Origin of the sequence: Pseudomonas sp. 8 R 14 (genome assembly GCF_900005955.1) — a bacterium.
Classification (GTDB): domain Bacteria; phylum Pseudomonadota; class Gammaproteobacteria; order Pseudomonadales; family Pseudomonadaceae; genus Aquipseudomonas; species Aquipseudomonas marginalis.
This window is the reverse complement of the sequence record NZ_CVTH01000027.1, coordinates 208,676-228,361: the sequence shown is the minus strand read 5'-3', so window position 1 is coordinate 228,361 and position 19,686 is coordinate 208,676. Positions and strand designations below refer to the sequence as shown.

The window sequence follows — 19,686 nt, the reverse complement described above, 5'->3', positions numbered from 1 at the left end:
GCCGCACGGAACCCTGAACCGATCACCTATGATCGGTTCAAACGCCTGCCTTCCTCCCTACGAGCCTGAACGATGAATCAGAACGCTGAGTACTCTGCGGTCAATGACGCTGTGCGTGGGCAATTTTTTCGCCGAACCTGGGCGATGATCACGCCTTATTGGCGAAGTGAAGAGAAGGGCAAGGCCTGGTTGTTGCTCGCCGTGGTGATTGGCCTGTCGCTGTTCAGCGTGGCCATTTCCGTGTGGCTCAACCACTGGTACAAGGACTTCTACAACGCCCTGGAAAACAAGGACACCGCCGCCTTCTGGCAACAGATCGTTTACTTCTGCGGTATCGCCACGGTGGCGATTCTCGGCGCGGTCTACCGTCTCTACCTCACTCAGATGCTGACCATTCGCTGGCGTGCATGGCTCACCGAAAAGTATTTTGCCCGCTGGCTTGGCAACAAGAACTACTACCAGCTGGAGCAGGGCGGCTACACCGATAACCCGGACCAGCGGATTTCCGAAGACCTCAACAGCTTTACCCTCAACACCCTGAGTCTTGGCCTTGGGCTGCTGCGCAATGTGGTCAGCCTGGTGTCGTTCTCCATCATCCTGTGGGGCGTGTCGGGCAGTATTGAAGTGTTCGGTATCACCATCCCCGGCTACATGTTCTGGTGTGCATTGGTCTATGCCGGTGTCGGCAGTTGGCTGACCCATCTGATCGGTCGTCGTTTGATCGGCTTGAGCAACCAGCAGCAACGCTTCGAAGCGGACTTGCGTTTCTCCATGGTGCGGGTGCGGGAGAATGCCGAGAGCATCGCCCTGTACAACGGCGAACCTAATGAGCATCAGCGGTTGAGCGCGCGGTTCGGGAAGGTCTGGCATAACTACTGGGACATCATGAAGGTGTCCAAGCGCCTGACGTTCTTCACTGCCGGCTATGAACAGATTGCGATCGTCTTTGCGTTTATCGTGGCTGCCCCGCGCTACTTTTCCGGCAAGATCGAACTGGGCGAACTGATGCAAATCAACTCGGCGTTCGGCAACGTGCAGGGCAACTTCAGCTGGTTTATCAGCGCGTACGCCGACCTGGCCGGCTGGCGCGCGACCAGCGATCGTCTACTGAGTTTTCAGCAGGCCATGCGTGAAAACGAGCAACGCCCAGCGGCCATCGACGTCAGCGCAGAGGGCGAGCGTCTTGTGGTGCAAGGGCTGGGCTTGAACCTGGTGGATGGTCGCCACCTGCTGACCGACGCCAACATGATCGTTGAGCCGGGCCAGCGCGTCATGCTCAGCGGCCGTTCCGGCAGCGGCAAAAGTACCTTGCTGCGCGCCATGGGACATCTCTGGCCGGCTGGTCACGGCAGCATTCGCCTGCCGGCCAGGCGTTACCTGTTCCTGCCGCAGAAGCCCTATCTGCCGATCGGCACACTCAAGGCGGTGTTGAGTTATCCACAGGACGACAGCGTCTATTCGGCAGAACGTTATGCACAGGTCCTGGAAACCTGTCGCCTGCCGCACCTGGTGGGTCGCCTGGATGAAGCCAACCATTGGCAACGCATGCTCTCGCCCGGCGAGCAACAGCGCCTGGCCTTTGCCCGAGCCTTGTTGTTCGCGCCGCAATGGCTCTATATGGACGAAGCGACATCGGCCATGGATGAAGAGGATGAGGCGACGTTGTATCAGGCGTTGATTGATGAGCTGCCGGGGTTGAGCATTGTCAGCGTCGGCCATCGCAGCAGCCTCAAGCGCTTCCATGGGCGGCATGTGCGGATCGAGGGTGGGTGGCTTCAAGAGCAACCTGTGGCCTGAGGCCGGACATTGGTCAATGTGGGAGAGGGCAAGCCCCCCTCCCGCAAGAGCGAGGCCAACAAAAAGCCCGGTTGATCAGCGATCAACCGGGCTTTTCTATTGCTTGAAAATAACTTACTTCTTCAAGCCGTAATGCTCATCCAGCATGCCTGGGGCGTTTGGCGTTTTTGGCGCGTAGTCCCGTGGCGGCTCCTGGTTTTCCCGGGGGGGAGTCAGGCGTTCCCGTGGAGTTTGCGGTGCATCGGAATGCAGCGCGGCCAGCAGGCGCTGGCGGGTGATGTCGTCGAGGGCCAGGCGGTTTGCGCCATCGGCGAGGTGATCCTGTACTTCCTGGTAGCTCTGGGTGAGTTTCTTGACCAGGGTCGCGGTGCTGTTGAAGTGGGTAACAACCTCGTTCTGATAACTGTCAAAACGTTCCTGAATGTCATCCAACTGACGCTGCGTGCGGTTAGGCGCGGCATTCGGCAGCAGGCGGGCAACCAGGAATCCAATGGCGACACCGGCAACCAAGGCGAGAGTCGGCAACAACCAAACTAAGAGCGAGTGTTCCACGAGTCCTTCCTCTATAAACGGCTTTGCTTTACGTTAACGGCTCAAACCTGCGCTGTATACCGCGATTAAGCTCGCAATGATGCCATGCACAGACTTTTAGCTAGACGAGTCGACCCTTTGAGAGGTCACGGAGTTCATTCCTTGCTCATGCGTGAAACCCCCGTTTTGATCGATGGCCCGGTAGGCCAATTGGAAGCCCTGTACCTGGATCACCCCGAGCCACGTGGCCTGGCGCTGATCTGCCACCCTAATCCGGTGCAGGGCGGGACCATGCTCAATAAAGTCGTTTCGACTCTGCAACGCACGGCTCGCGATGCAGGGTTGATTACTTTGCGTTTCAATTACCGTGGCGTCGGCGCGAGTGCCGGCACCCACGACATGAGCACCGGTGAAGTGGACGATGCCGAAGCGGCTGCCACCTGGCTGCGTGAAAAGCACCCCGACCTGCCGATCACCCTGCTCGGTTTTTCCTTTGGCGGCTACGTGGCGGCCAGCCTCGGCGGCCGCCTGGAAGCCAAAGGCGAAAAGCTCGCGCACCTGTTCATGGTCGCCGCGGCGGTGATGCGCCTGCGCGATACCGATGTGCTGCCCCACAGCTGCCCGTTGACCCTGATCCAGCCGGAAACCGACGAAGTGGTCGACCCGCAAACCGTCTACGACTGGTCCGCCGCCTTGAAACGCCCCCATGAGCTGCTGAAAGTGGCAGAATGCGGGCACTTTTTTCATGGCAAGCTCACCGATCTCAAGGATCTGGTGCTGCCGCGCCTCTCGAATTGATAGCAGTCTGATAAGCGATTACCCATGACGACTCGTACCCGTATCCTCACCGGCATCACCACCACCGGCACGCCGCACCTGGGCAACTACGCTGGTGCGATCCGCCCGGCGATCCTGGCCAGCCAGGATGCCAATGCCGACTCCTTCTACTTCCTGGCCGACTACCACGCCCTGATCAAATGCGATGACCCGCAGCGCATCCAGCGCTCGCGTATGGAAATCGCCGCGACCTGGCTGGCCGGTGGCCTGGATGTGAACCGGGTGACCTTCTATCGTCAGTCCGACATCCCGGAAATCCCCGAGCTGACCTGGCTGCTGACCTGCGTCGCCGCCAAGGGGCTGCTCAACCGCGCCCATGCCTACAAGGCCTCGGTGGACAAGAACGTGGAGACCGGCGAAGACCCGGATGCGGGCATCACCATGGGCCTGTACAGCTACCCGGTGCTGATGGCGGCGGACATCCTGATGTTCAACGCGCACAAAGTGCCGGTGGGCCGCGACCAGATCCAGCACGTGGAAATGGCCCGCGACATCGGCCAGCGCTTCAATCACCTGTTCGGCAACGGTAAAGAATTCTTCACCATGCCCGAGGCGTTGATCGAGGAAAGCGTTGCCACCTTGCCGGGCCTGGATGGCCGCAAGATGTCCAAGAGCTACGACAACACCATCCCGTTGTTCACCAGCGCCAAGGACATGAAAGACGCCATCTCGCGCATCGTCACCGACTCGCGCGCCCCTGGCGAAGCCAAGGACCCGGATAACTCACACCTGTTCACCCTGTACCAGGCGTTTGCGAGCAAGGCCCAGGAAGAAGAATTCCGCGCCGAACTGCTGCAAGGCCTGGGCTGGGGCGAGGCGAAGAACCGTCTGTTCCAGCTGCTTGATGGTCAGCTCGGCGAAGCGCGCGAGCGTTACCACCAGTTGATGTCGCGCCCTTCGGACATGGAAGACCTGTTGCAGGTCGGCGCCAGGAAAGCCCGTGCCGTCGCCGCGCCATTCCTGGCCGAGTTGCGTGAAGCGGTGGGCCTGCGTTCGTTCGTCGAACAGGCAGCAGCGCCGGTCGCGGTCAAGAAGAAGGCCGCGAAGGCCGCGCGTTTCGTGAGCTTCCGTGAAGACGACGGCAGCTTCCGCTTCCGTTTGTTGGCCGCCGATGGCGAGCAATTGCTGCTGTCGCGCAATTTTGCCGATGGTAAAGCGGCCGGCGCAGTCACCAAGCAACTGCAAAGTGGTGCTGCGCTGGACGTACGCAGCGAGGCCCTGAGCTTCAGCGTATGGCTGGACGGTGCCGCAGTGGCCGACAGCGCCGAGTTCGCCGATGCCGCATCCCGTGATGCCGCCATTGCAGCCCTGCGCATTGCGTTGACCCCAATCGAGGATTAACCCGACCAAGGGTTGATTGCCATTATCCAGGGCCGTCGTTACAGTGACGGCCCGTTTTTGTTGCCTTGCTAACGAAATTATGACGCCCCTAGAACGATACCAAGCTGATCTGAAACGCCCTGAATTCTTCCATGACGCGGCCCAGGAAACGGCGGTGCGTCATTTGCAGCGCCTGTACGACGACCTGGTTGCGGCCTCGCAAAGCAAGCCGGGGATGCTCAGCAAGCTGTTCGGCAAGAAAGACCACACGCCGGTCAAGGGCCTGTATTTCTGGGGCGGCGTGGGCCGGGGCAAGACCTACCTGGTCGATACGTTCTTTGAAGCGCTGCCGTTCAAGGAAAAGGTACGGACACACTTCCACCGCTTCATGAAGCGCGTGCACGAAGAGATGAAGACCTTGCCGGGCGAGAAAAACCCGCTGACCATCATCGCCAAGCGTTTCTCCGATGAAGCGCGGGTCATTTGCTTCGATGAGTTCTTCGTCTCCGATATCACCGATGCCATGATCCTCGGCACCCTGATGGAAGAGCTGTTCAAGAACGGCGTGACCCTGGTCGCGACCTCGAACATCGTGCCCGACGGCCTGTACAAGGACGGCCTGCAGCGCGCGCGCTTCCTGCCGGCCATTGCGCTGATCAAGCAGAACACCGAGATCGTCAACGTCGACAGCGGCGTCGACTACCGTCTGCGTCACCTCGAACAGGCGGAGTTGTTCCATTTTCCGCTGAACGAAGCGGCGCACGAAAGCCTGCGCAAAAGCTTCCGCGCCCTCACGCCGGAATGCACCCAGGCGGTGGAAAACGACAAGCTGATGATCGAGAACCGCGAAATCATCGCCCTGCGTACCTGCGATGACGTGGCCTGGTTCGAATTCCGCCAACTGTGCGACGGCCCACGCAGTCAGAACGACTACATCGAACTGGGCAAGATCTTCCACGCAGTGATCCTCAGCGGCGTGGAGCAGATGAGCGTCACCACCGACGACATCGCACGACGGTTTATCAACATGGTCGACGAGTTCTACGACCGTAACGTCAAGTTGATCATCTCGGCCGAAGTCGAGCTCAAGGATCTTTATACCGGTGGCCGCTTGAATTTCGAGTTCCAACGCACCCTGAGCCGCTTGCTGGAAATGCAGTCCCACGAGTTCCTGTCGCGCGGTCACAAACCTTAAGATCAATGCAGATCAAATGTGGGAGGGGGCTTGCTCCCGATCGCGGAGTGTCAGTCACTGTAGAAGTTGACAGATCCATCGCAATCGGGAGCAAGCCCCCTCCCACATTTACCCTGTGTATACCCCTATTTTATGCGGCTTGCTGAAACTGTTGCCGATATTGGTTCGGTGACAGCTCCGTGTGCTGCCTGAACAACCGCGCAAAGAAACTCGCATCGTCGTAACCCACCTCATAACTGATGGTCTTGATGCTCTTGCGGCTGCCCGAGAGCAGGCCCTTGGCCGTCTCGATACGCAGCCGTTGCAGGTAATGCAGCGGCTTGTCGCCGGTGGCGGTCTGGAAGCGGCGCATGAAGTTGCGGATGCTCATGCCGTGTTCCCGGGCGACGTCTTCGAAGCGGAATTTGTCGGCGAAGTGCTCTTCGAGCCAATGCTGGATCTGCAGGATGATCACGTCCTGGTGCAGCTTCTGGCCGCCAAAACCGATACGTCCCGGCGAGTAGCTGCGCTGCACTTCGTAGAGGATGTCGCGGGCCACGGCCTGGGCGATGTTGGCGCCGCAGAAGCGTTCGATCAGGTAGATATACAGGTCGCACGCCGAGGTGGTGCCGCCGGCGCAATACAGGTTGTCGGCGTCGGTGAGGTGCTTGTCCTGGTTGAGCTGGACCTTGGGGAAGCGTTCGCCGAACGCGTTGAAGAAACGCCAGTAGGTGGTCGCCTCCTTGCCATCGAGCAGGCCGGCTTCGGCCAGCCAGAACACCCCGGTGGCTTCGCCGCAGAGTACCGCGCCCCGTGCATGCTGTTCGCGCAGCCACGGCAGCACTTGCGGGTAGCGCGCGCACAGGGCATCGAAGTCATCCCAGAAGGCTGGTAGCACGATAATGTCGGCGTCTTCCAGGCCGCCGTCCACCGGCATGATCACGTCACTGAAGCTGCGCACCGATTTTCCGTCGGGGCTCACCAGGCGTGTTTCGAACGCTGGGGTCAGGCCCAGGCCTTGCTGTTTGCCATAACGCAGGCTGGCGAGATGGAAGAAGTCCTTGGCCTGCATCAGGGTCGAAGCGAATACCCGATCAATGGCCAAAATGCTGACGCGCCGCAATGGCGTGGAGATTTGGTTAGACATAATTTCATTTATTCTTATAGGGGAAAGTGGTCACCAGACGGCTGGATCGTCTTATTTTTTGTCGCATGTGTCCAGTGTCCTGTGACGCCATCGGGGCATAGGCTCTGTGGGCTCGTCCTTGTCCGACAATCCACGCAGGTGACCCATGATTCCGAGAACCTTGTTCAGCCCGGAGCACGAACTCTTCCGCCAGAGCGTGCGCACCTTTCTTGAAAAAGACGCTGCACCGTTTCACGGGCAATGGGAGAAGCAGGGCTACATCGACCGTAACCTGTGGAGCAAGGCGGGGGAGGCGGGGATGTTGTGTTCCCATCTGCCGGAGGAATACGGCGGGCTGGGCGCGGACTTTCTCTACAGCGCAGTAGTGATCGAAGAGATCAGTCGCCTGGGCCTGACCGGCATCGGCTTTTCCCTGCATTCGGACATTGTCGCGCCCTACATCCTGCATTACGGCAGTGAAGCGCTGAAGCACAAGTACCTGCCCAAGTTGATCTCCGGTGAGATGGTCACGGCCATCGCCATGACCGAGCCGGGTGCCGGGTCCGACTTGCAAGGGGTCAAGACCACCGCGGTGCTGGACGGTGATGAGTATGTGATCAATGGCTCCAAGACCTTTATCACCAACGGGTACCTGGCTGAGCTGGTGATCGTGGTCGCCAAGACCGATCCCAAGGCCGGTGCCAAGGGCACCAGCCTGTTTCTGGTGGAGTCCGATACGCCCGGCTTCGCCAAGGGCAAGCGCCTGGAGAAGGTCGGCATGAAGGCCCAGGACACCTCGGAGCTGTTCTTCCAGGACGTGCGGGTGCCCAAGGAAAACCTGCTGGGCCAGGCCGGCATGGGCTTCGCCTACTTGATGCAGGAATTGCCCCAGGAGCGTCTGACTGTCGCGATTGGCGCGCTGTCGTCTGCCGAGGCGGCGTTGCAGTGGACCCTGGAATACACCCGTGAGCGCAAGGCGTTCGGCAAGGCGATTGCCGACTTCCAGAACACCCGTTTCAAGCTGGCGGAGATGGCCACGGAGATTCAGATCGGCCGCGTATTCGTCGACAAATGCATGGCGCTGCACCTGGAAGGCAAGCTGGATGTGCCCACTGCCGCGATGGCCAAGTACTGGGCCACGGACCTGCAATGCAAGGTGCTGGATGAGTGCGTGCAGTTGCACGGCGGCTACGGCTTCATGTGGGAATACCCGATTGCGCGGGCGTGGGCGGATGCGCGGGTGCAGCGGATTTATGCGGGGACCAACGAGATCATGAAGGAGATCATTGCGCGGGCGCTTTGATTTTTGCTGGTCTTGAATGCGTCATCGGGGGCAGGCCCCCGATAGCGCTCTACAGATCAATCAAGGCGCAGGATTCGGATGATCCTTCTGAATCGCCTCAATCCCTTCCAGTACTTCCTTCGACAGCTTCAGATCAGCACTGGCGATGTTGCTGTCCAGTTGCTCCAGGTTCGTGGCGCCAATAATGTTGCTGGTCACGAACGGCTGTTGTGTCACAAACGCCAATGCCATCTGCGCCGGATCCAGGCCATGCTCCCGCGCCAGTGCCACATACCGGCTGCACGCCGCCTCCGACTGCGGGTTGAAGTAGCGGCTGAAGCGGCTGTACTCGGTCAGGCGCGCCTTGGCCGGGCGTGCGCCACCTTCGTACTTGCCACTGAGCATGCCGAACGCCAGGGGCGAGTAAGCCAGCAGGCCGCATTGCTCACGGATGGCCACTTCGGCCAAGCCCACTTCAAAGCTGCGGTTGAGCAGGTTGTAGGGGTTCTGGATCGATACCGCGCGGGTCCAGCCACGGGCTTCGGCCAGGGCCAGGAATTTCATGGTGCCCCACGGGGTTTCATTGGACAGGCCGATATGGCGGATCTTACCGGCCTTGACCTGCTCGTCCAGGGCTTCGAGGGTTTCCTCCAGCGGGGTGAGGTCGTCTTCGTCCTTGTGCTTGTAGCTCAGTTGGCCGAAGAAGTTGGTGCTGCGCTCCGGCCAGTGCAACTGGTAGAGGTCGATCCAGTCGGTTTGCAGGCGCTTGAGACTGGCGTCCAGTGCCTCGACGATGTGCTTGCGGTTGTGGCGCAGGTGGCCATCGCGGATGTAGTCGATAGTGTTGCCGGGGCCGGCGATCTTGCTGGCGAGGATCCAGTCGCCGCGGTCGCCGCGGCTTTTGAAGTAATTGCCGATATAGCGTTCGGTGGTGGCATAGGTGTCGGCCTTGGGCGGCACCGGGTACATTTCCGCGGTATCGAGGAAGTTGATCCCCGCCGCCTTGGCCCGTTCGATCTGCGCGAAGGCCTCTGCCTCGCTGTTCTGCTCGCCCCACGTCATGGTGCCCAGGGCTATCGCGCTCACGTTCAGATCCGTACGGCCCAGCTGTCGATAATCCATCGGGTACTCCTTCAGGGAAAACAATCATAAAAGCAGGTTGAATTTTTTTTCGCAATCTGCATAATTGCCCACCTCTTTCTGCAGTGGAAGTGATGCGCCGCCTGCCGAAGAATCTTGCCGTTGAACGGACGCGCCGACCCGAGCCCCCGATAGCGTCTGTATCCGGCTGCCTTTGACTTGTCAAAGTAAGCACTATTCAGTAAGATCCGCCGTCTAATTTACAGGGCGGCCCCTGAGGCTATTAAAGAATGACAACTTTTACTGCAAAACCGGAAACAGTTCAGCGCGACTGGTTTGTCGTCGACGCCGCTGGTCAGACCCTGGGTCGTCTGGCCACTGAAGTCGCCAGCCGTCTGCGTGGCAAGCACAAGCCTGAGTACACCCCTCACGTTGACACCGGTGACTACATCGTGATCATCAACGCTGAGCAGGTACGTGTTACCGGCAACAAAGCGCAAGACAAAATGTACTACCGTCACTCCGGTTTCCCAGGCGGTATCAAGTCTTCCAACTTTGAAGGCCTGATCTCCAAGAAGCCTGAAGCCCCGATCGAAATCGCGGTCAAAGGCATGCTGCCGAAGGGCCCACTGGGTCGCGATATGTTTCGCAAGCTGAAAGTCTATGCGGGCGCTGTACACCCTCATGCTGCTCAGCAGCCCCAAGAACTGAAGTTTTAACGGAATAGTTCATTATGTCGGCGACTCAAAATTACGGCACTGGCCGTCGCAAAACCGCAACCGCACGCGTTTTCCTGCGTCCGGGCACTGGTAACATCTCGATCAACAACCGCACTCTGGACAACTTCTTCGGTCGCGAAACTGCCCGCATGGTAGTTCGTCAGCCGCTGGAATTGACCGAGACTGTTGAAAAGTTCGACATCTACGTCACCGTTATCGGTGGCGGTGTAAGTGGTCAAGCTGGCGCAATCCGCCACGGTATCACTCGCGCTCTGATGCAGTACGACGAAACCCTGCGTGGCGCTCTGCGCAAAGCTGGCTTCGTGACTCGTGATGCCCGTGAAGTTGAACGTAAGAAAGTCGGTCTGCGTAAAGCGCGTAAGCGTCCGCAGTACTCGAAGCGTTAATTCGCTTTACGTTCCACAAAAACGCCCAGCCTCCTTACGGAGCTGGGCGTTTTTTATTGCCTGCGATTTATGCACATTTTTCACCGTGACAACTTGCCACATCCGTAGACCCCCTATACTACAAGGCCTGGAGGCGGAGCCCCGGGCAATTCCCTTGTCAGACGTGGGGCTTTTCATTACCATTCGGCAAAATTTTTATAAGTTCAGATTTAATACTTAGTAGACGCCTGATTTAACAGGCCAAAAAGCTGATGGGAGAGGACTGAATGAGCAATGACGGCGTGAATGCAGGCCGGCGTCGCTTCTTGGTAGCAGCCACATCCGTGGTGGGTGCTGCAGGAGCGGTGGGGGCTGCGGTCCCGTTCGTGGGGTCATGGTTTCCCAGTGCCAAGGCGAAAGCCGCAGGTGCACCGGTGAAGGTGAATATCAGCAAGATCGAACCAGGCCAGCAGATGATTGCTGAGTGGCGCGGCCAGCCGGTATTCATTGTTCGTCGTACGGAGGAAATCCTGGGAAATCTGAAAAAGATCGAAGGCCAGCTGTCTGACCCCAAATCTGAGAAATCCGACCAACCCGCCTACGCCAAAAACGAAGCACGTTCGATCAAGCCAGAGATTCTGCTGCTGGTCGGCCTGTGTACCCACTTGGGATGCTCACCCACCTTCCGCCCGGAAGTTGCCCCAGTCGATCTGGGTAAAGACTGGGTCGGTGGTTATTTCTGCCCCTGCCACGGCTCCCACTACGATCTGGCGGGTCGCGTCTACAAGTCCCAGCCCGCTCCCTTGAACCTGCCCGTGCCTCCGCATACCTACGAAACTGACGACCTCATTGTCATTGGCCTCGATAAGGAGAACGCGTGATGAGCAAGTTCATGGATTGGGTCGATGCACGCTTCCCCGCTACTAAAATGTGGGAAGACCATCTCAGCAAGTATTACGCCCCGAAGAACTTCAACTTCTTCTACTTCTTTGGCTCCCTGGCACTGCTGGTGCTGGTCAACCAGATCGTCACCGGTGTCTGGCTGACGATGAGCTACACCCCGTCGGCGGAGGAGGCGTTTGCTTCCGTCGAATACATCATGCGTGACGTCGAGTACGGCTCGATCCTGCGTCTGCTGCACTCCACCGGCGCTTCAGCGTTCTTTATCGTGGTCTACCTGCACATGTTCCGTGGCTTGCTCTACGGTTCGTACCAGAAGCCCCGCGAGCTGGTGTGGGTGTTCGGCATGCTGATCTACCTGGCGCTGATGGCGGAAGCCTTCATGGGCTACCTGCTGCCATGGGGCCAGATGTCGTACTGGGGCGCCCAGGTGATCATCTCGCTGTTCGGTGCCATTCCGGTCATCGGCAACGACCTGACCCAGTGGATCCGTGGTGACTACCTGATCTCCGGTATCACCCTGAACCGCTTCTTCGCCCTGCACGTCGTGGCGCTGCCGATTGTGATCCTGGGCCTGGTGGTGCTGCACATCCTGGCGCTGCACGAAGTGGGTTCCAACAACCCGGACGGCGTTGACATCAAGAAGCACAAGGACGAGAACGGCATCCCGCTGGATGGCATCCCGTTCCACCCGTACTACACCGTGAAAGACATTGTCGGCGTGGTCGTGTTCCTCTTCGTGTTCTGCTCGATCGTGTTCTTTTTCCCGGAGATGGGTGGTTATTTCCTCGAGAAGCCGAACTTCGAACAGGCGAACGCCTTCAAGACACCTGAGCACATTGCCCCGGTCTGGTACTTCACGCCGTTCTACGCGATCTTGCGGGCGATCCCCGACAAACTCATGGGCGTCATCGCCATGGGCGCGGCCATTGCGGTGCTGTTCGTGTTGCCGTGGCTCGACCGAAGCCCGGTCAAGTCCATGCGCTACAAAGGCTGGCTGAGCAAAATCTGGCTGTGGGTGTTCTGCATAGCATTCGTGATTCTGGGCGTGTTGGGCGTATTGGCGCCGACCCCTGAGCGTACGCTGCTGTCGCAGGTCTGCACCTTCCTGTACTTCGCCTACTTCATTCTGATGCCGTTCTACACCCGGCTCGAGAAGACCAAACCGGTTCCGGAAAGGGTGACTGGCTGATGAAAAAATTATTCGTTGCATTGATGCTTGCGGCGCTGCCGCTACTGTCCTTCGCTGCCGAACACGGCGGCCCGGAACTGGAAAAAGTCGATATCGACGTGTCTGACAAGGCGGCTATGCAAGACGGCGCGCGTACGTTCGCCAACTACTGCATGGGCTGCCACAGCGCCAAGTTCCAGCGTTACGAGCGGGTGGCCGATGACCTCGGTATCCCCCATGAAATGATGCTGGAGAAGCTGGTGTTCACCGGTGCCAAGATCGGCGACCACATGAATATCGGCATGAAGCCTGCCGACGCCAAGACCTGGTTCGGCGCAGCACCGCCTGACTTGACGCTGGTGGCACGTGTACGCGGCACCGACTGGCTCTACGGCTACCTGAAATCCTTCTACGAGGACCCGGCGCGCCCTTATGGCGTGAACAACCGTGTGTTCCCGAACGTCGGCATGCCTAACGTTCTGGTCGGCCTGCAAGGCAAGCAAGTGGTAGGATGCAAGCAGGTTCAGGTCGTCGAAGACGGCAAGAAGCAATATGATCCGTTGACCGGGACGCCTTTGACTCATGAAGCGTGCGATCAACTGAAGATAGAAACCCCTGGTTCGTTGACTGACGAGCAGTTTGACGAGAAGGTCAAGAATCTGGTGACCTTCCTGGCCTATTCGGCCAACCCCGTCAAACTGCAACACCAGCGCATCGGGACGTATGTCTTGCTGTACCTGGCTTTCTTCTTCGTATTCGCTTATCTGCTTAAACGCGAATACTGGAAGGATGTGCATTGATCCAACCGTAAGCAATTGCTGTTAATCTTGCGCGCCCAGCGGCATCTCTAACCCGTAGCGACCTGGACTTTCCAGAGGCTGCAGAGATGCTTTCTGGGCGCGCTCGTTTTTGAGCTTTCCATAATTTCAACAAGCGAGGAGGACCGCCATGGGCGTGACCAATCGGTTGGCCTGTTACTCCGACCCCGCCGACCACTATTCCCACCGAGTACGCATCGTACTCGCAGAGAAGGGTGTCAGCGCCGAGATCATCAGTGTGGAGGTGGGTCGTCATCCGCCGAAACTGATCGAAGTGAACCCTTACGGCAGCTTGCCCACCCTGGTCGATCGTGACCTGGCGTTGTGGGAGTCAACCGTGGTGATGGAATATCTGGATGAGCGTTACCCGCATCCGCCTTTGCTGCCGGTGTATCCGGTGGCCCGTGCCAACAGCCGCCTGCTGATCCATCGGATCCAGCGAGATTGGTGCGGGCTGGTGGATTTGATCCTGGATACCCGCAGCAAAGAAGCCGCTCGGGTGCAGGCGCGCAAGGAATTGCGCGAGAGCCTGACCGGTGTTTCGCCGTTGTTCGCTGATAAACCTTTTTTCCTCAGTGAGGAACAAAGCTTGGTGGATTGCTGCCTATTACCCATACTCTGGCGCTTGCCGATTCTGGGCATTGAACTGCCACGGCCGGCCAAGCCGTTGCTTGATTACATGGAGCGCCAGTTTGCGCGTGAGGCTTTCCAGGCAAGTCTGTCTGGTGTCGAACGCGATATGCGCTAAGGCTTAAGGAGCCGTTGATGAACTCCAGTCGACCTTACCTGGTCCGCGCGCTCTATGAGTGGATTGTGGATAACGATTGCACCCCGCACATGCTGGTCAATTCCGAGTTTCCTGCGGTTCAGGTACCGCAGGGGTTTGCCAGTGACGGGCAGATTGTGTTGAACGTATCACCCAGTGCCGTGCGCCACCTGCACATGGACAATGAAGCGGTCAGCTTCGAAGGGCGTTTCGGCGGTGTGCCGCACACGCTGTACGTGCCGATTGGCGCTATCCTCGGCATCTATGCCCGGGAGAACGGCCAAGGCATGGTGTTCGATCTGGAGTCGCCTTTCGAGGACGACGAAGTGATTGAAGAGGAAGACGGCGATGATGTGCCGCCACCGGATAGCGAGCCACCGCGTCCAAGCGGTCGGCCGAGTCTGAAAGTGGTGAAGTAAGCGGCGTTCGCCTTCGGGTGCGCTGGAAAAATGCCTCGATCCGTATCGAGGCATTTTTTTGCACGCAGGATATGAGTGAAAGTCGCGACTGAACGGTGATCGTACAACCACCATGGGCTATGATGCCTCTTTACCCAACCGAGATAGATGACTCCAAATGGAAAACGCCAGCACCGCCCCTCGTCTTCCCCGCAAGCGCCGCAGCCTTGCCCAGGAATTGGTCACGGTGTTGTCCGAGCAGATCCGCGACGGCCAACTCAAGCGTGGCGACAAGCTGCCCACCGAATCGGCGATCATGGACGCCCATGGCGTCAGCCGCACCGTGGTCCGCGAAGCCATCTCCCGCTTGCAGGCGGCGGGGCAGGTGGAAACCCGTCATGGTATCGGCACCTTTGTGCTCGACACGCCGAGCCCGAGCGGCTTTCGAATCGACCCGGCTACGGTAGTCACTTTGCGTGACGTGCTGGCGATTCTCGAACTGCGTATCAGCCTGGAAGTGGAATCCGCCGGGCTGGCCGCACTGCGCCGTAGCGATGAACAGCTGGCCGCCATGCGCGCGGCCCTCGATGCCCTGAATGAAAGCGCGGCGCACGCCGGTGATGCAGTGGCCTCGGACTTCGCATTCCACCTGGAAATTGCGTTGTCCACCGGCAACCGCTACTTCACCGACATCATGACCCACCTGGGCACCAGCATCATCCCGCGTACGCGCCTGAACTCGGCACGCCTGGCCCATGATGACCACCAGCACTACATGGGGCGCCTGAGCCGCGAACACGAAGAAATTTATGAGGCGATTGCCCGCCAGGATTCGGATGCGGCGAGGGCGGCGATGCGCTTGCACCTGACCAATAGCCGTGAGCGGCTGCGCCATGCTCATGAAGAGGCTGAAAGGGCAGGCTGATCGTCAGCAGGTGGCTTATGTGCCGTTCAGCGTTTTCTATGACGTTTGCATTGATTGGATGTAGGACGCTAACGAGTCCAGTGTCGCTTTCTTCGCCACGTCATCAGGAAGGTTCAACTGAAGCGCCTTCACGGACGTGTCAATCACACGACGCCTTTCGTTCTCGTCAGCAATCAGCTCGGCCAAAGGCATATCGGGATCAAAGTCTTGATCTTTATTGTCCCGATGGGCTTCGAAACTGGAGGCCAGTAGGCCGAAAATTTCATCAGTGGTTTTCATGACGCACCTCTCTCATCAACCTTAGTAAAAGAAGCAAAAATCAAGCACAGACCGGAGCTGGCGCAACGTTAGGGTCCTTGATATTCAGTCGCATTGATTTTCCTGGGGTCCGTTCCCTTGTCGGCCTATGGTGCGGTGGCCTGACGCTTCAGGCATCAGGAGTGCTGCAACAAATCGCCTCAGGAGCCAATTTCTAAGCCCCCTGAGGTGTGTTATCCGCCCTTGATGAACGGTACATAACTGTTAGAACTCACAGTATCGACAGGCGGTACCGCTCAAGCCGGCGTATTCGGCTTGTAATCCTTGAGCAACAAATACGTACTCCACCCCCACCAATCATTGGTCCAGTGCTTGTCGTTGAGGTCATTCACGTCCTTGCGACGCAGCACCTTGTCTCCCTCCATCTTGAACAGCGGCGAAAAGTTATTCGCCGGGTTCTGCGCGGCATTCAGATCCGGCACATACAGCGGTGCCTTGAAGTTGGCCGGGGAGGGCGCAACGCCACTGATGAAGGTTTCGAAGATCTCATCAGCGGATGCCTGAACGGCGCGTTTGACCTGTGCCCGATTGGCTGCGTCGATACTGTCGAAATAGCGTTTGTCGCCATAGGCATGCCACTCGTCACCCATGGCATTGCGCACCTTGAGCCCGAACTTGCTGTCTTCATCGTGCATGAAGCGGCTGATCAGCGAGCCCAGTTCGCCCGGAGTGACGACCGCCGCCAGTTGTTTGCGCGGCACGCGCAGGTGGCCGGCAGAAAATAGATCGGTCAAGAAGTGATCGGCAAAGCCGTTCATGGCGTAGGCCAGTTCCAATGCCTGATCGGTACCGGTCTGGTGGGCCACTACAGCCTGTTGCAAGGCGGCTGTATGCCCCGCCAGGTAGGCCGCCATCGCCCATTCGCCGAAGTGGTCGGCGTTGTCCGCCGCCAGCTTCAGGTAGCGTCCAAGTGGGATCAATGCCGACACCGCGCTGCCGCCACCGGTGATGCGGTTCCATTCCTCGGACAATGTATCACCCAGGGCATCATAGGCTTCATGGGCTTGCTTGCCGTCCTTGATCGCCTGGTTGACCGCGTTGATCTCTTTTTGCATCACCGCCAGGATCTTCGGCGCTTCGTCCCGCGAGGCCGGCAGCACGGCCAGTGAGTTGAACGCGGCGCTGAAACGTTGCATACGATCGGCAGGTGAGGTGCCCTCGTTGATGGGCTGGCCGGGGATACCATAAAAGTCACCGCCCAGGGCGATCACTTGGCCGTAGGTGAGTGCCAACCCGTTGGGCAGGTGCAGTTCGACTTGCCGCGCGGGGATTGCCGGGGCGTCCTTGCTGAAGCGCAACAGCGTATCGTCGCCGATGGCGGTGTGTTCACCGCCTTCGAAGCGCAGGGTAGGCGGTTTTTTTTGGGGTGCCGCAAGTTCAGGGCCTGACATGTTAGCTCCTTGCTATGTCGTAGGAATCTTCCTTGATGACTGTATGTATATACAGTCATGCCGAGCATAGAGGAATAATTTCCTACGTCAAGAACACCGCTGCCCAAGCCTTTCAACTCCCTCAAGTGCACAACGCCGATGAATTGCAGTTGACGAAATTATTTATAGTTGTACGATGACGTACGACATCAACAAAACCAACAACCTTTCAATAGAAAGTCTTCGCCCAGGGTGTTCGAATAATGAATCCACAAGAACTGAAGTCCATCCTCTCCCACGGTCTGCTGTCTTTCCCGGTGACCGATTTCAACGCCCAGGGTGACTTCCACCAGGCGGGCTACATCAAGCGCCTGGAATGGCTGGCCCCCTACGGCGCCACTGCTTTGTTCGCAGCGGGCGGCACAGGTGAGTTTTTCTCCCTCGCCGCCAGCGAATATTCCCAAGTGATCAAGACCGCCGTTGATACCTGCGCTACCAGCGTGCCGATCCTCGCCGGTGTCGGTGGTTCGACCCGCCAGGCCATCGAGTACGCGCAAGAAGCCGAGCGCCTGGGCGCCAAAGGCCTGCTGCTGCTGCCGCACTACCTCACCGAAGCCAGCCAGGATGGCGTTGCCGCCCACGTTGAAGCGGTGTGCAAATCGGTCAAGATCGGTGTGGTGGTCTACAACCGCAACGTGTGCCGCCTGACCGCTCCGCTGCTGGAACGCCTGGCCGAGCGCTGCCCGAACCTGATCGGCTACAAAGATGGCCTGGGTGACATCGAGTTGATGGTGTCGATCCGCCGCCGTCTGGGCGATCGTTTCAGCTACCTCGGCGGCCTGCCGACCGCAGAGGTCTACGCCGCTGCCTACAAGGCCTTGGGCGTACCGGTGTACTCCTCGGCGGTGTTCAACTTCATCCCGAAAACCGCGATGGATTTCTACCACGCCATTGCCAAGGACGATCACGCCACCGTCGCCAAGATCATCGACGACTTCTTCCTGCCGTACCTGGACATCCGTAACCGCAAGGCCGGTTATGCCGTGAGCATCGTCAAGGCGGGTGCAAAAATCGTCGGCTATGACGCAGGCCCTGTGCGCACGCCGCTGACCGATCTGCTGCCGGAAGAATACGAAGCCCTGGCCGCGCTGATCGACAAGCAAGGTCCGCAATAAATTATCCACAAGGCCGCTGAGCAATCAGCGGCCTTTTGCGTCAGGAGAAGATTCGTGTCCCAAGTAAAGCGTTTTGAGAACTACATCAACGGTGAATGGGTTGCCGGCGCCGACTACTGCGTCAACCTCAACCCGTCGGAGTTGTCCGATGTCATTGGTGAATACGCCAAGGCCGACGTCACCCAGGTCAACGCCGCCATCGACGCCGCCCGTGCCGCATTCCCGGCCTGGTCCACTTCCGGGATCCAGGCTCGCCACGATGCCCTGGATAAAGTCGGCAGCGAAATCCTCGCCCGTCGCGAAGAACTCGGCACCCTGTTGGCCCGTGAAGAAGGCAAGACCCTGCCGGAAGCCATCGGCGAAGTGACCCGCGCCGGTAACATCTTCAAGTTCTTCGCCGGTGAATGCCTGCGGTTGTCCGGCGACTACGTGCCGTCGGTACGCCCGGGCGTCAACGTGGAAGTCACCCGTGAAGCCCTCGGTGTGGTCGGCCTGATCACCCCGTGGAACTTCCCGATCGCCATTCCCGCCTGGAAAATCGCCCCGGCCCTGGCCTACGGCAACTGTGTGGTGATCAAGCCGGCTGAACTGGTACCGGGCTGCGCCTGGGCCCTGGCGGAGATCATCTCCCGGGCCGGTTTCCCTGCCGGTGTGTTCAACCTGGTAATGGGCAGCGGCCGTGTGGTGGGCGATGTGCTGGTCAACAGCCCGAAAGTCGACGGCATCAGCTTCACCGGCTCCGTCGGTGTGGGTCGCCAGATCGCTGTCAGCTGCGTATCGCGCCAAGCCAAAGTGCAGTTGGAAATGGGCGGCAAGAACCCGCAGATCATTCTCGACGACGCCGATCTCAAGCAGGCCGTCGAGTTGTCGGTACAGAGCGCGTTCTACTCCACCGGCCAGCGTTGCACGGCGTCCAGCCGCCTGATCGTCACCGCCGGTATCCACGACCAGTTCGTCGCGGCCATGGCCGAGCGCATGAAGTCGATCAAGGTCGGCCACGCGCTGAAAAGCGGCACCGACATCGGCCCGGTGGTTTCCCAGGCTCAACTGGACCAGGACATGAAGTACATCGACATCGGCCAAAGCGAAGGCGCGCGGCTGGTGAGCGGTGGCGGCTTGGTCACCTGCGACACCGAAGGCTACTACCTGGCGCCGACGCTGTTTGCCGACAGCGAAGCCGCCATGCGTATCAGCCGTGAAGAGATCTTCGGCCCAGTCGCCAACGTCGTGCGCGTGGCGGACTACGAGGCGGCACTGGCCATGGCCAACGACACCGAGTTCGGTTTGTCGGCGGGCATTGCCACCACGTCGTTGAAGTACGCCAACCACTTCAAGCGCCACTCCCAGGCGGGGATGGTGATGGTCAACCTGCCGACCGCAGGTGTGGATTACCACGTTCCATTCGGTGGCCGTAAAGGCTCGTCCTATGGCTCGCGGGAGCAAGGTCGCTATGCCCAGGAGTTCTACACCGTGGTGAAAACCAGCTACATCGGTTCGTAATACGCAACACCCAGTGGGGGCCGGAGGCCTGCCGGTCCCCACGACAAAAAACAGAAAACCATTACCCGCAAAAAAAATAATTAGTGGGAGTAC

At 59.0% G+C, this 19,686-nt stretch carries 20 protein-coding genes; 15 read left to right on the top strand and 5 right to left on the bottom strand.

The window, feature by feature from the left end; translation table 11 throughout:
• Window positions 1-72: 72 nt before the first annotated feature.
• Entirely contained in the window at window positions 73-1,797 is a 1,725-nt protein-coding gene (locus tag BFQ01_RS04140; RefSeq protein ID WP_065924315.1) for an ABC transporter ATP-binding protein/permease, read from the top strand.
• Between the two features lie 114 nt (window positions 1,798-1,911).
• Here BFQ01_RS04140 and BFQ01_RS04135 read toward each other — a convergent pair whose 3' ends face one another.
• Window positions 1,912-2,349 carry a YhcB family protein gene (locus BFQ01_RS04135; RefSeq protein WP_003171734.1) on the bottom strand — a complete coding sequence of 146 codons (438 nt, stop codon included), beginning with the start codon at window positions 2,347-2,349 and terminating at the stop codon, window positions 1,912-1,914.
• A gap of 147 nt (window positions 2,350-2,496) precedes the next feature.
• On the opposite strand from BFQ01_RS04135, the gene BFQ01_RS04130 reads away from it, so the two are divergent.
• From BFQ01_RS04130 to zapE, 3 genes are all read left to right on the top strand, one after another.
• Window positions 2,497-3,126 carry an alpha/beta hydrolase gene (locus BFQ01_RS04130; RefSeq protein WP_065924314.1) on the top strand — a complete coding sequence of 210 codons (630 nt, stop codon included), beginning with the start codon at window positions 2,497-2,499 and terminating at the stop codon, window positions 3,124-3,126.
• A 24-nt stretch (window positions 3,127-3,150) separates the two neighbouring features.
• Window positions 3,151-4,506, top strand: a complete 1,356-nt coding sequence (locus BFQ01_RS04125) for a tryptophan--tRNA ligase (RefSeq protein WP_065924313.1) — start codon at window positions 3,151-3,153, stop codon at window positions 4,504-4,506.
• Between the two features lie 79 nt (window positions 4,507-4,585).
• Window positions 4,586-5,680 (top strand): cell division protein ZapE, encoded by a 1,095-nt coding sequence (zapE, locus tag BFQ01_RS04120; protein WP_053131627.1) that lies wholly within the window; start codon window positions 4,586-4,588, stop codon window positions 5,678-5,680.
• A gap of 130 nt (window positions 5,681-5,810) precedes the next feature.
• Here the strand turns inward: zapE and BFQ01_RS04115 are convergent, their stop codons facing one another.
• Window positions 5,811-6,731, bottom strand: a complete 921-nt coding sequence (locus tag BFQ01_RS04115; protein WP_169899207.1) for a GlxA family transcriptional regulator — start codon at window positions 6,729-6,731, stop codon at window positions 5,811-5,813.
• A 220-nt stretch (window positions 6,732-6,951) separates the two neighbouring features.
• Between BFQ01_RS04115 and BFQ01_RS04110 the strand changes: the two genes are divergently transcribed.
• A complete protein-coding gene (locus BFQ01_RS04110; RefSeq protein WP_065924312.1) occupies window positions 6,952-8,088 on the top strand; it encodes an acyl-CoA dehydrogenase family protein in 1,137 nt (378 codons plus the stop codon).
• Between the two features lie 60 nt (window positions 8,089-8,148).
• On the opposite strand, the gene BFQ01_RS04105 is transcribed toward BFQ01_RS04110, so the two are convergent.
• Window positions 8,149-9,189 (bottom strand): NADP(H)-dependent aldo-keto reductase, encoded by a 1,041-nt coding sequence (locus BFQ01_RS04105; protein WP_065924311.1) that lies wholly within the window; start codon window positions 9,187-9,189, stop codon window positions 8,149-8,151.
• A gap of 248 nt (window positions 9,190-9,437) precedes the next feature.
• Between BFQ01_RS04105 and rplM the strand changes: the two genes are divergently transcribed.
• The 8 genes from rplM (at window position 9,438) to BFQ01_RS04065 (ending at window position 15,230) form a co-directional block, all read left to right on the top strand.
• Window positions 9,438-9,866, top strand: a complete 429-nt coding sequence (rplM, locus tag BFQ01_RS04100) for a 50S ribosomal protein L13 (protein WP_003171742.1) — start codon at window positions 9,438-9,440, stop codon at window positions 9,864-9,866.
• Window positions 9,867-9,880: 14 nt separating this feature from the next.
• Entirely contained in the window at window positions 9,881-10,273 is a 393-nt protein-coding gene (rpsI, locus tag BFQ01_RS04095; RefSeq protein ID WP_003171743.1) for a 30S ribosomal protein S9, read from the top strand.
• A gap of 266 nt (window positions 10,274-10,539) precedes the next feature.
• Window positions 10,540-11,133 (top strand): ubiquinol-cytochrome c reductase iron-sulfur subunit, encoded by a 594-nt coding sequence (gene petA / locus BFQ01_RS04090; RefSeq protein ID WP_027604843.1) that lies wholly within the window; start codon window positions 10,540-10,542, stop codon window positions 11,131-11,133.
• Window positions 11,133-12,344 (top strand): cytochrome b, encoded by a 1,212-nt coding sequence (locus tag BFQ01_RS04085; protein ID WP_003171746.1) that lies wholly within the window; start codon window positions 11,133-11,135, stop codon window positions 12,342-12,344. The genes petA and BFQ01_RS04085 overlap by 1 nt, the downstream gene beginning before the upstream one ends.
• Window positions 12,344-13,123, top strand: coding sequence for a cytochrome c1 (locus tag BFQ01_RS04080; RefSeq protein ID WP_027604842.1), 780 nt, complete (start codon window positions 12,344-12,346; stop codon window positions 13,121-13,123). The genes BFQ01_RS04085 and BFQ01_RS04080 overlap by 1 nt, the downstream gene beginning before the upstream one ends.
• 148 nt (window positions 13,124-13,271) lie before the next feature.
• Window positions 13,272-13,889: a glutathione S-transferase N-terminal domain-containing protein gene (locus BFQ01_RS04075; protein ID WP_027604841.1), complete on the top strand. Its 618-nt coding sequence runs from the start codon at window positions 13,272-13,274 to the stop codon at window positions 13,887-13,889.
• 17 nt (window positions 13,890-13,906) lie between these two features.
• Entirely contained in the window at window positions 13,907-14,326 is a 420-nt protein-coding gene (locus tag BFQ01_RS04070; protein WP_065924310.1) for a ClpXP protease specificity-enhancing factor, read from the top strand.
• A gap of 157 nt (window positions 14,327-14,483) precedes the next feature.
• Entirely contained in the window at window positions 14,484-15,230 is a 747-nt protein-coding gene (locus BFQ01_RS04065) for a FadR/GntR family transcriptional regulator (protein ID WP_027604839.1), read from the top strand.
• 36 nt (window positions 15,231-15,266) lie between these two features.
• Here BFQ01_RS04065 and BFQ01_RS04060 read toward each other — a convergent pair whose 3' ends face one another.
• Both BFQ01_RS04060 and BFQ01_RS04055 read right to left on the bottom strand, forming a co-directional pair.
• Complete coding sequence (locus BFQ01_RS04060) at window positions 15,267-15,509, bottom strand: hypothetical protein (protein WP_065924309.1); 243 nt, start codon at window positions 15,507-15,509, stop codon at window positions 15,267-15,269.
• Between the two features lie 275 nt (window positions 15,510-15,784).
• Complete coding sequence (locus BFQ01_RS04055; protein WP_065924308.1) at window positions 15,785-16,939, bottom strand: phospholipase; 1,155 nt, start codon at window positions 16,937-16,939, stop codon at window positions 15,785-15,787.
• 242 nt (window positions 16,940-17,181) lie between these two features.
• Here BFQ01_RS04055 and kdgD point away from each other — a divergent pair, with 242 nt between their 5' ends.
• Both kdgD and BFQ01_RS04045 read left to right on the top strand, forming a co-directional pair.
• Window positions 17,182-18,093: a 5-dehydro-4-deoxyglucarate dehydratase gene (gene kdgD, locus BFQ01_RS04050; protein ID WP_027604837.1), complete on the top strand. Its 912-nt coding sequence runs from the start codon at window positions 17,182-17,184 to the stop codon at window positions 18,091-18,093.
• A 54-nt stretch (window positions 18,094-18,147) separates the two neighbouring features.
• Entirely contained in the window at window positions 18,148-19,593 is a 1,446-nt protein-coding gene (locus BFQ01_RS04045) for an aldehyde dehydrogenase family protein (RefSeq protein WP_027604836.1), read from the top strand.
• Window positions 19,594-19,686: the final 93 nt, after the last annotated feature.

Excerpts from the sequence above, each read along its gene's own strand:
- BFQ01_RS04140 (WP_065924315.1), top strand. The coding sequence starts at position 73 with ATGAATCAGAACGCTGAGTACTCTGCGGTCAATGACGCTGTGCGTGGG.
- BFQ01_RS04130 (WP_065924314.1), top strand. The coding sequence starts at position 2,497 with ATGCGTGAAACCCCCGTTTTGATCGATGGCCCGGTAGGCCAATTGGAA.
- BFQ01_RS04125 (WP_065924313.1), top strand. The coding sequence starts at position 3,151 with ATGACGACTCGTACCCGTATCCTCACCGGCATCACCACCACCGGCACG.
- zapE (WP_053131627.1), top strand. The coding sequence starts at position 4,586 with ATGACGCCCCTAGAACGATACCAAGCTGATCTGAAACGCCCTGAATTC.
- BFQ01_RS04115 (WP_169899207.1), bottom strand. The coding sequence starts at position 6,731 with ATGCAGGCCAAGGACTTCTTCCATCTCGCCAGCCTGCGTTATGGCAAA.
- BFQ01_RS04110 (WP_065924312.1), top strand. The coding sequence starts at position 6,952 with ATGATTCCGAGAACCTTGTTCAGCCCGGAGCACGAACTCTTCCGCCAG.
- BFQ01_RS04105 (WP_065924311.1), bottom strand. The coding sequence starts at position 9,189 with ATGGATTATCGACAGCTGGGCCGTACGGATCTGAACGTGAGCGCGATA.
- rplM (WP_003171742.1), top strand. The coding sequence starts at position 9,438 with ATGACAACTTTTACTGCAAAACCGGAAACAGTTCAGCGCGACTGGTTT.
- rpsI (WP_003171743.1), top strand. The coding sequence starts at position 9,881 with ATGTCGGCGACTCAAAATTACGGCACTGGCCGTCGCAAAACCGCAACC.
- petA (WP_027604843.1), top strand. The coding sequence starts at position 10,540 with ATGAGCAATGACGGCGTGAATGCAGGCCGGCGTCGCTTCTTGGTAGCA.
- BFQ01_RS04085 (WP_003171746.1), top strand. The coding sequence starts at position 11,133 with ATGAGCAAGTTCATGGATTGGGTCGATGCACGCTTCCCCGCTACTAAA.
- BFQ01_RS04080 (WP_027604842.1), top strand. The coding sequence starts at position 12,344 with ATGAAAAAATTATTCGTTGCATTGATGCTTGCGGCGCTGCCGCTACTG.
- BFQ01_RS04075 (WP_027604841.1), top strand. The coding sequence starts at position 13,272 with ATGGGCGTGACCAATCGGTTGGCCTGTTACTCCGACCCCGCCGACCAC.
- BFQ01_RS04070 (WP_065924310.1), top strand. The coding sequence starts at position 13,907 with ATGAACTCCAGTCGACCTTACCTGGTCCGCGCGCTCTATGAGTGGATT.
- BFQ01_RS04065 (WP_027604839.1), top strand. The coding sequence starts at position 14,484 with ATGGAAAACGCCAGCACCGCCCCTCGTCTTCCCCGCAAGCGCCGCAGC.
- BFQ01_RS04060 (WP_065924309.1), bottom strand. The coding sequence starts at position 15,509 with ATGAAAACCACTGATGAAATTTTCGGCCTACTGGCCTCCAGTTTCGAA.
- BFQ01_RS04055 (WP_065924308.1), bottom strand. The coding sequence starts at position 16,939 with ATGTCAGGCCCTGAACTTGCGGCACCCCAAAAAAAACCGCCTACCCTG.
- kdgD (WP_027604837.1), top strand. The coding sequence starts at position 17,182 with ATGAATCCACAAGAACTGAAGTCCATCCTCTCCCACGGTCTGCTGTCT.